This window comes from Spirillospora sp. NPDC046719, from assembly GCF_040645715.1.
Classification (GTDB): domain Bacteria; phylum Actinomycetota; class Actinomycetes; order Streptosporangiales; family Streptosporangiaceae; genus Spirillospora.
Genome location: NZ_JBEYYT010000317.1, coordinates 1 through 11,331 on the forward strand (window position 1 = coordinate 1; position 11,331 = coordinate 11,331).

The window sequence follows — 11,331 nt, forward strand, 5'->3', positions numbered from 1 at the left end:
GGCGGCCTCGTCCGGGTCCAGGTAGGCGACCAGCGCCAGATGCTCGTCCGGGCCGACCGCCGCGGCCAGCGCCGCGAGCACCGCGCCCAGGTCGGGCGCCCCGGCGAGCGCCGGGTCGGTGGTGTGCACCTCGACGGACCGGCCCGGATCGCCGTCGGACAGCACCGGGTCGCCCGCCCCGTCGTCCAGCGTCACCGGCGCGGCCCGGCCGGGCGGCGCCATCGGGTCCCGGTCCAGCAGGTAGGCGGCGACGGCGGCGGCGTACTCCCACACGACGAGCTGCCCGGCCGCCGGGCCGGAGACGGTCGCGTCGTCCTGGTGCGGACGGCCGTCCAGCGTCAGCAGGAACAGGTCGTCGCCGGGCGCGACCGGCAGCCCGCCGCCCTGCACCACCGGCACGATCCGGCCGCCGGCCGCCTCGTCCAGCAGCAGCGCCGCCCAGTCGGCGAGGCCCGGCAGCGCCGCGGAGTAGCCGCCCAGCACGACCGTGCGGCGCCCGGCCCGCGCCGCCCCGCCGAGGATCGCGCCCAGCACCAGGCCGGGGTTGTTCTCCGGACGGGTGAGCGCCGGCAGCACCCGGGCCGCCTCGTCCAGCAGGGGCGACAGGTCGGCGCCGGCCAGGGCGGCCGGCACCAGCGCGTAGGGGGACAGGGCGCCGAACGCGGTCGGCGCGGGCGCCTCCACCACCGGATGCCCGGCCTCCGCCGCCAGCTTCGCCGCGCCGGACCCCGGCGCGGCCACCGTCACGACCCGCCGCGCGATCTCGGCGGGGGACAGGCCGAGGTCGGCGAGCATCCCCAGGAACACCCGCCGGAGCGCGTCGGTGCCGGGATCGTCGCCGGTGACCACGACCGCCGTCCGGCCGAGCCGCTCGGGATCGCCGCCGATGCGCAGCACCGGACCGGGCTCCGGGCCGTCCAGGACGGTCAGCGGCGGCGCGCCGGCGCCCGCGGGCCGCCTCGCGGCGCCGGGCCCGCCGGCGCGGGGGGGGAGCGGCGCCGCGCGCGCCGGGGCGCCCCCCCCCCCCCGCGCCCCCCCCGCCCCCGAGGACGTCACCTCGGCCCTGTCCCTGGTCATCCCCCACGTCGCCTGATCCAGCGGCCCCGAGCCCGCCGTGGGTGGCGGTGCGCAGGAAGAGGCGGGGCGTCGCGAGGGCGTGCCGGCCCGGGGCGCAGGTGCCGAGGGTCTCCAGGGTCCAGGGCGGCACGAACATCACTCCCGGGGCGTTTGTGCGGGAGGCGGGCCGCAGCCTGGCGGCGCCGGTTCGACAGGGAGGCGCTCGGACGCGAAGATCGTCTGCGGCGCGGGGGCCGGGGGGTGCCCCGAAGGCGGGGCCGTGATGTGCTGGGACGTGCCCTGGCGAGGGGAGGATCAATGGCGATCATCGCGCAGTTGAGCGACATCCACCTGGCGGCCGGACGTGACGGCGAGGTGGACGACGGGTCGGGGCCCGTGCGGGCCCTGCGCGCGGCGGTGTCCAGCCTGCTGGCGCTGCCCGCGCGGCCGGACGCGGTGGTGCTGACCGGCGACCTCGCCGACGGCGGACGGCCCGAGGAGTACGCGCGGCTGCACGCGCTGCTGTCGCCGCTGCCGATGGCGGTCTACCCGATGCCCGGCAACCACGACGACCGGGACGCCATGCGCGCCGCGTTCGGCGATCACCCGGCCGTGGTCGACACCGGGATCTGGCCGCAGGCGCCCGTCCAGTACGCGGTGGACGTGGCGGGCGTGCGGCTGGTGTGCTGCGACACCACCGTGGACGGGCATCCGCACGGGCACATGAGCGAGGAGCGGCTCGCGTGGCTGGACGGGGCGCTCGGCGCCGCGCCGGCCACGCCGACGGTGGTCGCGACGCACCATCCGCCGTTCCCGATCGGGATCAGGTTCATCGACGACATGCGGTTCGTCGACCCGGCGGGATTCGCGAAGGTGATCTCCCGGCATCCGCAGGTGGTGCGGATCATCTCGGGGCACGTGCACCGGGGGTCGGTGGGGTCGCTGGCCGGGACGGTCAGCACGACGTGCCCGAGCACCTACCGGCAGCTGTTCCTGGACCTGACGCACCCGGGACGGGCGGCGGTGACCGGGGAGCCCGCCGGGTTCGCGGTGCACCTGGTGTCCGACGAGGGCGCGGCCACGACCCATTTCGTCCCGACGGGCAACTACCGCCCGCTGATGGACGTGGAGTAGCCCCTCCGGAAGGTCAGGGGCGGCGCCGCGGGCCGAACACCGCCCCCATGAGGAGCAGGGCGCCCCACGGCCCGGCCACCCAGATCCACCACGGGTAGACCACGTTGCCGGTGACCGCCAGGGCCAGCCACACCACGAAGTTGATCGCGCTGACGGTCGCCCAGGTCGCCCAGACGGCCCGCCCGCCCTGCCGGTACAGGTCGCCGCCCGAGCGCCGGACGGCCGGGCTCGCCGTGCTGTTGGGGCGCGACGCCGGGATCGGGTGCTGGTAGAGGTCGTGCTCCGGCAGATCGGAGGTGATCTCCTGGAGGTCGCCGAGGGTCTTGGCCGCGTACGTGGACTCCAGGCGCTCCTGCATCTCGTCCATCGTGATCCGGCCCTCGGCGCAGTGCTCGCGCAGGCTCTCCGCCACCCGGTCGCGATCGGCGTCCGATGCCCGGATCTCAGGGTTCGGCGCCATCGATGCCCTCCCGATCGTCACGACACGGTACGTCCTACGATCAGCCTACTTCCAGCCTGGCGAACCACTCCCGGCCCTCGTCGAGGGCCGTGAGGACGCGGGGGCCGTCCGGGGTGACGGCGAACGTGTGCTCGAAGTGCGCGGAGGCCCGGCCGTCGGTGGTGATCACCGTCCAGCCGTCGTCGAGCTCCTCGGTCTCCTTGGTGCCGAGGTTGACCATCGGCTCCACTGCGAAGCACATCCCGACCTCCAGCTCCGGGCCGTGCCCGGGGGCGCCGTGGTTCGGGATCAGCGGGTCCATGTGCATCTCGGTCCCGATGCCGTGCCCGCCGTAGCCCTCGACGATGCCGTAGGAGCCCTGAGAGCGGATGTGAGACTCGATCGCGTGCGACATGTCCGTGAGGCGGGCCCCGGCCTTTCCGGCCGCCAGACCGTGCCACAGGGACGTCTCGGTGACCTCCAGGAGCCGCCGCAGCTCGTCGGTGACCTCCCCGACCGGCACGGTGATCGCCGCGTCGCCGTGCCAGCCGTCCACGATCGCGCCGCAGTCGAGGGAGATGACGTCGCCGTCCCGCAGGATCTTGTCCGGCCGCGGGATGCCGTGCACGATCTCCTCGTTGATCGACGCGCAGATCGTCCCGGTGAAGCCGTGGTAGCCGAGGAACGACGGCACGCCGCCGTGGTCGCGGATGTGCCGCTCGGCGATCGCGTCGAGGTCGAGGGTGCTGATCCCCGGCTTCACCGCCTCCCGGAGGACCTCCAGGGTGCGGCCGACCAGCAGCCCCGCCGCGCGCATCCGCTCGATCTGCTCGGGCGTCTTCACCTGGATCGCGGGCCTGCGCCGCTTGAACATGTCTCCCCCTAACAAAGATCGCCGGGACCGCCACGAAGCGGCCCCGGCGTCCACGTCCACCGTTCATGCCCTGTCGGGACCCGTCCTGCGCGGGCCGGAGCCGGGAACAGCCTGCCGCTGCCTCCATGCTCCGTCATCCGCCGGCGCACCGGTCCCGGAGACCGCGAGCGCGCGGTCCCAAAGCTGAGTCCCTCAGTCCCTCTCCAGCGGCCGCAGCGCCGTCAGCGCGCGCTTGGTGACCTCCTCGACCGGGCCGGTCGCGTCGATCCCCACGAGGATGTTCTCGTCCGCGTAGAACTGCACCAGCGGCGCCGTGTCGTGCCGGTAGACCTCCAGCCGGTGCATGACGACCTCTTCCTTGTCGTCGTCGCGCTGGAAGAGCCGCCCGCCGCAGTCGTCGCAGATGTCGTCCTGCTTGTCGTCGAAGTCGACGTGCCAGATCCGGCCGCACTTGTCGCAGGTGCGGCGGCCCGACAGGCGCCGGACGACCTCGTCCTCGTCGACGACCAGTTCCAGGACGATGTCCAGGCGGGTGTCCCACTCGGCGAGGATCTTCTTCAGCGTCTCGGCCTGCGGGACGTTGCGCGGGAACCCGTCGAGCAGGAACCCGTCGCGCGCGTCGTCCTCGGCCAGCCGGTCGCGCACCATCGCGATCGTCACCTCGTCGGGGACGAGGTCGCCGCGGTCCATGTACTCCTTGGCCTGCCGGCCGAGTTCGGTGCCGCCGCTCACGTTGGCGCGGAAGATGTCACCTGTCGAGATCTTCGGGATGGACAGATGAGATGCGATGAACTGGGCCTGCGTCCCCTTGCCCGCTCCCGGGGGGCCCACCAGCACGATACGCACTACCGGAGGAAGCCCTCGTAGTTGCGCTGCTGTAGCTGACTCTCGATCTGCTTCACGGTATCCAGTCCGACGCCGACGACGATGAGGATGCTCGTGCCGCCGAAGGGGAAGTTCTGGGTCGCGTTCAGGAGTGCGAACGCCACCATGGGGATCAGGGCGACGAGCCCCAGGTAGAGCGCACCGGGTGTGGTGATCCGGGTCAGCACGTAGTCGAGGTACTCGGCGGTCGGCCGGCCAGGACGGATACCTGGGATGAATCCACCATACTTCTTCATGTTGTCGGCGACTTCAGTGGGGTTGAAGGTGATCGCCACATAGAAGTAGGTAAAGAAGATGATGAAGACGAAGAAGATCCCCATGTGCCAGGGATTGTCCTGCTGGAGGTAGGGCTGCACCTTCTGCAGCCACTTGGTGTTCGGCCACAGCTGCGTCGCGAGCACCGGCAGGTACAGCAGCGATGAGGCGAAGATCACGGGGATGATGCCCGCCTGGTTCACCTTCAGCGGGATGTAGGTCGAGGTGCCGCCGTACATCCGCCGGCCCACCATCCGCTTGGCGTACTGCACCGGGATGCGGCGCTGCGCCTGCTCGACGAACACCACGCCCGCCATGATGGCCAGCCCGACGATGATCACCAGCGCGAAGACGAACCCGTTCTTGGCCTTGTAGATGCTCCAGAACTGGGACGGGAAGACCGCCACCACCTGCGTGAAGATCAGGATCGACATGCCGTTGCCGACGCCGCGGTCGGTCATCAGCTCGCCCAGCCACATGATCACCGAGGTGCCCGCCACCATGCAGATCACCATGGTGATGATCGGGAACACGCCGGTGTCGTACAGGATGTTGTCGCTGCCCGACTGCCCCTGGAACAGCTGCCCGGTGCTGGCCATCGCCACGATGCCGGTCGCCTGCAGGATGCCCAGCCCGATCGTCAGGTACCGGGTGTACTGGGTGATCTTCGTGGTGCCCGCCTGGCCCTCCTTCTTGAGGGCCTCCAGCCGCGGGATCACCACCGTCAGCAGCTGCAGGATGATGCTCGCCGTGATGTACGGCATGATCCCGAGCGCGAACACCGACAGCTTCAGCAGCGCGCCGCCGCTGAACAGGTCGACGAGACCGTACAGCTGGTTGCTCTTCTTCGCCGCGTCCGCGGTCGACTTCAGCACGCTCACGTTCACGTTCGGCGTCGGAAGGGTCGCCCCGATCCGGAACACCAGGATCATGAACAACGTGAACAACAGCTTCTTACGCAGGTCGGGCGTACGGAAAGCCCGAGTGAACGCGGTCAGCACCATTCCTCCTGCGCGACTGGCGAGAACATGGCCGCCGAGGGGCCGGTTACAGGTCCATGGGATACGGCGGATACGAAGATCGTGGGGAATCTCACGCGCGTCGCCTCCGCCGGTGTGACTCTAACAGCAGATGAGACCGGGGCCGCCCCGCCCGCCCCGCGGGCCCTACGGCCCGCGGGGCAAGGCGAAGACGGCCCCGGCATCGAAGGTGTCGCCTTACAGCTCGTCGGCGGTCCCGCCGGCGGCGGCGATCTTCTCCTTGGCGGCGCCGGAGAAGGCGTGCGCCTTCACCTGCACGGCCACGGAGATCTCGCCGGTGCCGAGGACCTTCACCGGCCGGCCGCGGCGCACCGCGCCCTTGGCCGCCAGGTCCTCGGCGGTGACCTCGCCGCCCTCGGGGTAGAGCGCCGCGAGCTTGTCCAGGTTCACCACCTGGAACTCGACCCGGTTCGGGTTCTTGAAGCCCTTCAGCTTCGGCACCCGGCGGATCAGCGGCATCTGGCCGCCCTCGAACCCGACCGGCACCGTGCTGCGGGCCTTGGTGCCCTTGGTGCCGCGGCCCGCCGTCTTGCCCTTGGACGCCTCGCCGCGACCCTTGCGGATCTTGGCCTTGTTGGCGCCGGGGGCCGGACGCAGGTCGTGGATCTTGAGCGGCGTGCCGTCCTTCTCCAGATCGGCGGCCATGTCAGTCGACCTCCTCGACGGTGACCAGGTGGGCCACCGTCCGGATCATGCCGAGCACCTCGGGGCGGTCCTCGCGGACCACGCTCTGCCCGATCTTCTTCAGGCCGAGGGTGCGCAGCGTGTCACGCTGGTTCTGCTTCTCGCTGATCACGGACTTGGTCTGCGTGATCTTCAGGTTGCTCATGAGGTCGCGGCCTCCGCCCTCGGCTCGCTGCCCGCCGCGCGAGCGCGCAGCATGGCCGCCGGGGCGACGTCCTCGATCGGCAGGCCGCGCTTGGCCGCGATCTCCTCCGGACGCTTCAGCGACTTCAGCCCCGCGATCGTGGCGTGCACGATGTTGATCGCGTTGTCACTGCCCAGCGACTTGCTCAGCACGTCGTGGATGCCCGCGCACTCCAGCACCGCGCGCACCGGGCCACCGGCGATCACGCCGGTACCGGGGGCGGCCGGGCGCAGCAGGACCTCGCCCGCCGCGTCCCGCGCCTGCACCAGGTGCGGGATGGTGCCCTGGATCCGCGGCACCTTGAAGAAGTGCTTCTTGGCCTCCTCGACGCCCTTGGCGATCGCCGCGGGCACCTCCTTGGCCTTGCCGTAGCCGACGCCGACGGTGCCGTTGCCGTCACCGACGATCACCAGAGCGGTGAAGCTGAACCGGCGACCGCCCTTGACGACCTTGGCGACACGGTTGATCGCCACGACCTTCTCGATGTACGACTGGCCCTTGTCGGCGCCACCGCGGCGGTCGTCGCGGCGGCCGTCGCGACGGTCGCCACCCTGACCGCCACCACGCCTCTGCGCTGCCATCAGTGGTTCCTCTCGTTTGCCTTGGAAAGGGCCATCAGAGCTCCAGGCCCCCCTCGCGCGCACCCTCCGCCACAGCGGCGATGCGGCCGTGGTACTTGTTGCCGCCGCGGTCGAACACGACCGCGGAGACACCGGCCTCCTTCGCGCGGGCGGCGACGAGCTCGCCGACCTTGCGGGACTTGGCCGTCTTGTCGCCGGAGTCGGCGCGCAGGTCCGCCTCCATCGTCGACGCGTAGGCCAGCGTGTGGCCCTTGCTGTCGTCGATGACCTGGACGAACACGTGCTTGGTGGAGCGGGTCACGACCAGGCGAGGACGCGCGGCGCTGCCCACGACCTTCTTCCGGACCCGCAGGTGCCGGCGCTTGCGGGACTTGGCCCGCGCCGACGTGGCCTTGGCGGCCAGGGCCTTGGTGCCTGCCATGACTACTTACCAGCCTTTCCGACCTTGCGGCGGATCTGCTCGCCCTCGTACCGCACGCCCTTGCCCTTGTACGGGTCGGGCTTGCGCAGCTTGCGAATGTTGGCGGCGATCTCGCCGACCTTCTGCTTGTCGATGCCCTCGACCGTCAGCTGGGTCGGCCGCTCCACCGTGAAGGTGATGCCCTCGGGGGGCTCGACCGTGATCGGGTGGCTGTACCCGAGCGAGAACTCGAGGTTCTTGCCCTTGGCCACCACACGGTAGCCGACGCCCTGGATGACCAGGGTCTTCTTGTAGCCCTCGGTGACACCGACGACCATGTTGTTGATCAGCGAGCGGGTGAGCCCGTGCAGGGCGCGCACCGTGTTGATGTCGTTCGGCCGGGTCACGGTGACCTTGCCGTCCTCCATCGCCACCTCGATCGGCTCGGCGACCGTGTGCGACAGCGTGCCCTTCGGCCCCTTGACGGTGACCTCCCGGCCGTCGAGCGTGACCTCGACGCCGCTGGGCACGGTGATGGGGAGACGTCCGATTCGCGACATTGTTAGAGCCCTCCCCTCACCAGACGTAGGCGAGGACTTCGCCGCCCACGCCGCGCTTGCCCGCCTGCCGGTCGGTCATCAGGCCGGAGGACGTCGAGATGATCGCGACGCCCAGCCCGCCCAGCACCTTCGGCAGGTTGTCCTTCTTCGCGTACACGCGCAGACCCGGCTTCGAGACGCGCTTGATGCCGGCGATCGAACGCTCGCGGGTCGGTCCGAACTTCAGCTCGATGGTGAGCTTCTTGCCGACCTCGGCGTCCTCCACGGTCCAGCCCGAGATGTAGCCCTCCTGCTGGAGGATCTCGGCGATGTGCGCCTTGATCTTCGAGTACGGCATCGCCACCGAGTCGTGGTACGCCGAATTCGCGTTGCGCAGACGCGTCAGCATGTCTGCGATCGGGTCGGTCATCGTCATGGCCTGCTGGCCCTCCCTCGCCACGGTTTCCTCGGGGTGATGTCGTCCCGTGGACCTTTGGCGTGGTCGTGGGCACCCGTGCGGATGCCCGGTGGTTGATACACGCCGGTGGGCTCCCCCCGTCGCCGAGGGGAGGCTCCTACCAGCTGGACTTGGTGATGCCCGGCAGCTCGCCGCGGTGGGCCATCTCCCGGAAGCACACGCGGCACAGGCCGAACTTCCGGTAGACGGAGCGCGGGCGCCCGCAGCGCGAGCAACGAGTGTACGCGCGCACGCCGAACTTCGGCTTCCGCGCCGCCTTGGCGATCAGCGACTTCTTCGCCATCTGCTCAGTTCTCCTTGAAGGGGAAGCCCAGGAGCTTGAGCAGCGCCCGGCCCTCGTCGTCGGTCTTCGCGGTCGTCACGACCGTGATGTCCATGCCCCGCGTCCGGTCGATCTTGTCCGGGTCGACCTCGTGGAACATGACCTGCTCGGTCAGCCCGAAGGTGTAGTTGCCGTTGCCGTCGAACTGCTTCGGCGACAGGCCGCGGAAGTCACGGATACGGGGCAGCGCGGTGGCGAGCAGCCGGTCGAGGAACTCCCACATCCGGTCGCCGCGCAGCGTCGCGTGCGCGCCGATCGGCATGCCCTCGCGCAGCTTGAACTGCGCGATCGACTTGCGGGCCCGGTTCACGGCCGGCTTCTGCCCGGTGATCTGGGAGAGGTCGCGGATCGCGCCCTCGATCAGCTTCGCGTCCTTCGCCGCGTCGCCGACGCCCATGTTGACCACGATCTTGGTCAGCCCGGGGATCTGCATGACGTTGGCGTAGCCGAACTGCTCCTGCATCTGCTTCGCGATCTCCTCGCGGTAGCGGAGCTTGAGCCTCGGCTGCGGGACGGGACGCTCGGTGACGGTCTCGGTCATCGGTCTCAGATCTCCTTACCGCTACGGCGCGAGATCCGAACCTTCGTGCCGTCCTCGTTGATGCGGTAGCCGACCCGGACCGGCTTGCCGTCCTCGGCGAGCGCGACGTTGCTGACGTGCAGCGGCGCCTCGACCGTCACGCGGCCGCTCTCCTTGCCGGCACGCTGCTGGTCGGCCTTGATGTTCTTGGTGATGAGGTTGACGCCCTCGACGACCACGCGGTCCTCGCGCGGGAGGACGCGCAGGACCTTGCCCGTGGCGCCCTTGTCCTTGCCGGCGATGACGACGACCTCGTCGCCCTTGCGGATCTTCATCACAGCACCTCCGGCGCGAGCGAGATGATGCGCATGAACTTCTTCTCGCGCAGTTCGCGGCCCACCGGGCCGAAGATGCGGGTGCCGCGGGGGTCCCCGCCGTCCTTGATCAGGACCGCGGCGTTCTCGTCGAAGCGGATGTAGGAGCCGTCCGGGCGCCGGCGCTCCTTGCGGGTGCGCACGACGACCGCCTTGACGACGTCACCCTTCTTCACGCCCGCGCCGGGAAGGGCGTCCTTCACCGTCGCGACGATGATGTCGCCGACTCCCGCGTAGCGCCGACCCGAGCCGCCGAGAACCCGGATGCAAAGGATCTCCTTCGCACCCGTGTTGTCGGCGACCTTGAGTCGCGACTCCTGCTGGATCACGTCAACTCCTGTTCGTCACACCGGTTCTCTCTCGGACCTGGTCCGAGGAGCCTGGTGGAACCATCGGTGTTCAATGCGGGACTCACGTCCCGCGAGAGCCTCGCGGCTCCTACTTGGCCTTCTCCAGGATCTCCACCACGCGCCAGCGCTTGCTCGCCGACAGCGGGCGGGTCTCCATGAGACGGACGCGGTCGCCGACGCCACACTCGTTGGCCTCGTCGTGCGCCTTGTAGTTCTTCGTGCGGCGGATGACCTTGTGGTACTTGGCGTGCTTCACACGGTCCTCGACGGACACGACCACGGTCTTGTCCATCTTGTCGCTGACCACCAGGCCCTCCAGGACCTTGCGGCTGCTCCGCGCCTGAGTCTGCTCGGTCATTCGGTGCCCTCCACGGCGTCCTCGGCGACCGTGACGATGCCGAGCTCGCGCTCCCGCATCACGGTGTAGATGCGGGCGATCTCGCGCTTGACGGTGCGCAGCCGCCCGTGGCTCTCAAGCTGGCCGGTCGCGGCCTGGAAGCGGAGGTTGAACAGCTCCTCCTTCGCCTCCTTCAGCTTGGTGACCAGAACGTCCTCGGGCTCGGTCCGCAGGTCGTCGGCGGTAAGACCCTTGGCCATCAGGACTCACCCACCTCTCGCTTAACGATCTTGCACTTCATCGGAAGCTTGTGGATCGCGCGGGTCAGCGCCTCGCGGGCGATCTGCTCGTTCGGGTAGGAGATCTCGAACAGCACGCGGCCCGGCTTGATGTTCGCGACCCACCACTCCACGGAGCCCTTACCGGAACCCATCCGGGTCTCCGCGGGCTTCTTGGTCAGCGGACGGTCCGGGAAGATGTTGATCCAGACCTTGCCGCCACGCTTGATGTGGCGGGTCATCGCGATACGCGCGGCCTCGATCTGCCGGTTCGTCACGTAGGCGGCCTCGACCGCCTGGATGCCGTACTCGCCGAACGTCACCTTGGTGCCGCCCTTGGCCATGCCGCGGCGCTTCGGGTGGTGCTGCTTGCGGTGCTTGACCTTGCGAGGGATCAGCATGGGTTACTCAGCTCCCCTCACCCTGCGGAGCAGCGTCGGCCGTCTGCGCCGGCTGCTCGGAACTCTGCTGCTGCTTCGGCGCCTCGTTGCCGCCGCGGGCCTCGCCGCCGCGCGACCACGTCAGCTTCGGCTTCGGCCCCCACTTCTGCCTCGGCGCCCACCTGGCCCGCACCCAGATGCGCGCCGTCTTCCGCGAGCTC

At 70.1% G+C, this 11,331-nt stretch carries 19 protein-coding genes and 1 pseudogene; 2 read left to right on the forward strand and 18 right to left on the reverse strand.

The genetic code is table 11. The features are described from left to right. Positions 1-1,077, reverse strand: a pseudogene (locus tag ABZ914_RS36660) (hypothetical protein); the annotation flags it as partial. Positions 1,078-1,374: 297 nt separating this feature from the next. Here ABZ914_RS36660 and ABZ914_RS36665 point away from each other — a divergent pair. Then, entirely contained in the window at positions 1,375-2,190 is an 816-nt protein-coding gene (locus ABZ914_RS36665; RefSeq protein ID WP_433235042.1) for a phosphodiesterase, read from the forward strand. A gap of 13 nt (positions 2,191-2,203) precedes the next feature. Here ABZ914_RS36665 and ABZ914_RS36670 read toward each other — a convergent pair whose 3' ends face one another. The 17 genes from ABZ914_RS36670 to rplP form a co-directional block, all read right to left on the reverse strand. Continuing rightward, positions 2,204-2,650, reverse strand: a complete 447-nt coding sequence (locus ABZ914_RS36670; RefSeq protein ID WP_500198933.1) for a DUF1707 SHOCT-like domain-containing protein — start codon at positions 2,648-2,650, stop codon at positions 2,204-2,206. Positions 2,651-2,690: 40 nt separating this feature from the next. Beyond that, complete coding sequence (gene map, locus ABZ914_RS36675) at positions 2,691-3,503, reverse strand: type I methionyl aminopeptidase (protein WP_433240760.1); 813 nt, start codon at positions 3,501-3,503, stop codon at positions 2,691-2,693. Positions 3,504-3,695: 192 nt separating this feature from the next. Next, complete coding sequence (locus ABZ914_RS36680) at positions 3,696-4,349, reverse strand: adenylate kinase (protein WP_151545526.1); 654 nt, start codon at positions 4,347-4,349, stop codon at positions 3,696-3,698. Then, positions 4,349-5,644, reverse strand: coding sequence for a preprotein translocase subunit SecY (gene secY / locus ABZ914_RS36685; RefSeq protein WP_173101564.1), 1,296 nt, complete (start codon positions 5,642-5,644; stop codon positions 4,349-4,351). The genes ABZ914_RS36680 and secY overlap by 1 nt, the downstream gene beginning before the upstream one ends. Positions 5,645-5,860: 216 nt before the next feature. After that, the gene (gene rplO / locus ABZ914_RS36690; protein WP_151545527.1) at positions 5,861-6,328 is read right to left on the reverse strand and encodes a 50S ribosomal protein L15; all 468 of its coding nucleotides are present in this window, start codon (positions 6,326-6,328) and stop codon (positions 5,861-5,863) included. 1 nt (position 6,329) lies between these two features. Then, the gene (gene rpmD / locus ABZ914_RS36695) at positions 6,330-6,512 is read right to left on the reverse strand and encodes a 50S ribosomal protein L30 (RefSeq protein WP_021596720.1); all 183 of its coding nucleotides are present in this window, start codon (positions 6,510-6,512) and stop codon (positions 6,330-6,332) included. After that, complete coding sequence (gene rpsE, locus ABZ914_RS36700) at positions 6,509-7,135, reverse strand: 30S ribosomal protein S5 (RefSeq protein WP_151545537.1); 627 nt, start codon at positions 7,133-7,135, stop codon at positions 6,509-6,511. The genes rpmD and rpsE overlap by 4 nt, the downstream gene beginning before the upstream one ends. Positions 7,136-7,166: 31 nt before the next feature. Then, complete coding sequence (gene rplR / locus ABZ914_RS36705; RefSeq protein ID WP_190862635.1) at positions 7,167-7,553, reverse strand: 50S ribosomal protein L18; 387 nt, start codon at positions 7,551-7,553, stop codon at positions 7,167-7,169. Positions 7,554-7,555: 2 nt separating this feature from the next. Continuing rightward, positions 7,556-8,092, reverse strand: a complete 537-nt coding sequence (gene rplF, locus ABZ914_RS36710; protein WP_190862633.1) for a 50S ribosomal protein L6 — start codon at positions 8,090-8,092, stop codon at positions 7,556-7,558. 16 nt (positions 8,093-8,108) lie between these two features. Further along, a complete protein-coding gene (gene rpsH, locus ABZ914_RS36715) occupies positions 8,109-8,507 on the reverse strand; it encodes a 30S ribosomal protein S8 (protein ID WP_151545530.1) in 399 nt (132 codons plus the stop codon). Positions 8,508-8,646: 139 nt separating this feature from the next. Then, on the reverse strand, positions 8,647-8,832 hold the full coding sequence (locus ABZ914_RS36720) for a type Z 30S ribosomal protein S14 (RefSeq protein WP_018657585.1): 186 nt from the start codon (positions 8,830-8,832) through the stop codon (positions 8,647-8,649). Positions 8,833-8,836: 4 nt separating this feature from the next. Then, positions 8,837-9,412, reverse strand: coding sequence for a 50S ribosomal protein L5 (gene rplE / locus ABZ914_RS36725; RefSeq protein WP_151545531.1), 576 nt, complete (start codon positions 9,410-9,412; stop codon positions 8,837-8,839). A gap of 5 nt (positions 9,413-9,417) precedes the next feature. Further along, a complete protein-coding gene (gene rplX, locus ABZ914_RS36730; RefSeq protein WP_151545532.1) occupies positions 9,418-9,726 on the reverse strand; it encodes a 50S ribosomal protein L24 in 309 nt (102 codons plus the stop codon). Then, entirely contained in the window at positions 9,726-10,094 is a 369-nt protein-coding gene (gene rplN / locus ABZ914_RS36735) for a 50S ribosomal protein L14 (protein WP_021596728.1), read from the reverse strand. The genes rplX and rplN overlap by 1 nt, the downstream gene beginning before the upstream one ends. A gap of 109 nt (positions 10,095-10,203) precedes the next feature. Then, a complete protein-coding gene (rpsQ, locus tag ABZ914_RS36740; RefSeq protein ID WP_151545533.1) occupies positions 10,204-10,473 on the reverse strand; it encodes a 30S ribosomal protein S17 in 270 nt (89 codons plus the stop codon). Further along, complete coding sequence (gene rpmC, locus ABZ914_RS36745) at positions 10,470-10,712, reverse strand: 50S ribosomal protein L29 (RefSeq protein WP_151545534.1); 243 nt, start codon at positions 10,710-10,712, stop codon at positions 10,470-10,472. The genes rpsQ and rpmC overlap by 4 nt, the downstream gene beginning before the upstream one ends. Further along, the gene (gene rplP, locus ABZ914_RS36750; protein WP_151600432.1) at positions 10,712-11,131 is read right to left on the reverse strand and encodes a 50S ribosomal protein L16; all 420 of its coding nucleotides are present in this window, start codon (positions 11,129-11,131) and stop codon (positions 10,712-10,714) included. The genes rpmC and rplP overlap by 1 nt, the downstream gene beginning before the upstream one ends. Positions 11,132-11,217: 86 nt before the next feature. On the opposite strand from rplP, the gene ABZ914_RS36755 reads away from it, so the two are divergent. After that, a partial coding sequence (locus ABZ914_RS36755; RefSeq protein ID WP_500198938.1) for a cytochrome P450 occupies positions 11,218-11,331 on the forward strand: 114 nt, incomplete at its 3' end.